Raw genomic sequence first — 1,542 nt, forward strand, 5'->3', positions numbered from 1 at the left:
AAAATCTCCGTAGAAAGGAGGTGATCCAGCCGCACCTTCCGGTACGGCTACCTTGTTACGACTTAGTCCCAATCACGAGCCTCACCTTAGACGGCTCCCCCCCATACGGGTTAGGCCACCGGCTTCGGGTGCTGCCCACTTTCATGACTTGACGGGCGGTGTGTACAAGGCCCGGGAACGCATTCACCGCGGCGTTGCTGATCCGCGATTACTAGCGACTCCGCCTTCACGGAGCCGGGTTGCAGGCTCCGATCCGAACTGAGACCGGTTTTCAGGGATCCGCTCCACGTCACCGTGTCGCATCCCGCTGTACCGGCCATTGTAGCATGCGTGAAGCCCTGGACGTAAGGGGCATGATGATCTGACGTCATCCCCACCTTCCTCCGAGTTAACCCCGGCGGTCCCCCGTGAGTTCCCACCATAACGCGCTGGCAACACGGGGCGAGGGTTGCGCTCGTTGCGGGACTTAACCCAACATCTCACGACACGAGCTGACGACGACCATGCACCACCTGTGAACCCGCCCCGAAGGGAAACCGTGTCTCCACGGCCGTCGGGAACATGTCAAGCCCAGGTAAGGTTCTTCGCGTTGCATCGAATTAATCCGCATGCTCCGCCGCTTGTGCGGGCCCCCGTCAATTTCTTTGAGTTTTAGCCTTGCGGCCGTACTCCCCAGGCGGGATGCTTAACGCGTTGGCTCCGACACGGAACGCGTGGAACGCGCCCCACATCCAGCATCCACCGTTTACGGCGTGGACTACCAGGGTATCTAATCCTGTTCGCTCCCCACGCTTTCGCTCCTCAGCGTCAGTAACGGCCCAGAGACCTGCCTTCGCCATTGGTGTTCCTCCCGATATCTACACATTCCACCGTTACACCGGGAATTCCAGTCTCCCCTACCGCACTCAAGCCCGCCCGTACCCGGCGCGGATCCACCGTTAAGCGATGGACTTTCACACCGGACGCGACGAACCGCCTACGAGCCCTTTACGCCCAATAAATCCGGATAACGCTTGCGCCCTACGTATTACCGCGGCTGCTGGCACGTAGTTAGCCGGCGCTTATTCACCGGGTACACTCACCCGAAGGCTTGCTCCCCGATAAAAGCGGTTTACAACCCGAAGGCCTCCATCCCGCACGCGGCGTCGCTGCATCAGGCTTGCGCCCATTGTGCAATATTCCCCACTGCTGCCTCCCGTAGGAGTCTGGGCCGTATCTCAGTCCCAATGTGGCCGGTCGCCCTCTCAGGCCGGCTACCCGTCAAAGCCACGGTGGGCCGTCACCCCGCCGTCAAGCTGATAGGACGCGACCCCATCCCATGCCACGAAAGCATTTCCCGACAAGCCATGCGGCCCATCGGAGCATCCGGCATTACCACCCGTTTCCAGGAGCTATTCCGGAGCATGGGGCAGGTTGGTCACGCATTACTCACCCGTTCGCCACTCTCACCCCGGCCGAAACCAGGGATCCCGTTCGACTTGCATGTGTTAAGCACGCCGCCAGCGTTCATCCTGAGCCAGAATCGAACCCTCCACAAAAAAA

1 rRNA gene is annotated in these 1,542 nt (G+C 60.4%); it reads right to left on the minus strand.

The features are described from left to right. Positions 1-13: 13 nt before the first annotated feature. Positions 14-1,538: ribosomal RNA gene (locus BW14_RS11700) — 16S ribosomal RNA — on the minus strand. Between the last annotated feature and the right edge of the window lie 4 nt (positions 1,539-1,542).

This window comes from Bifidobacterium sp. UTBIF-68, from assembly GCF_006408855.1.
GTDB lineage: Bacteria > Actinomycetota > Actinomycetes > Actinomycetales > Bifidobacteriaceae > Bifidobacterium > Bifidobacterium reuteri.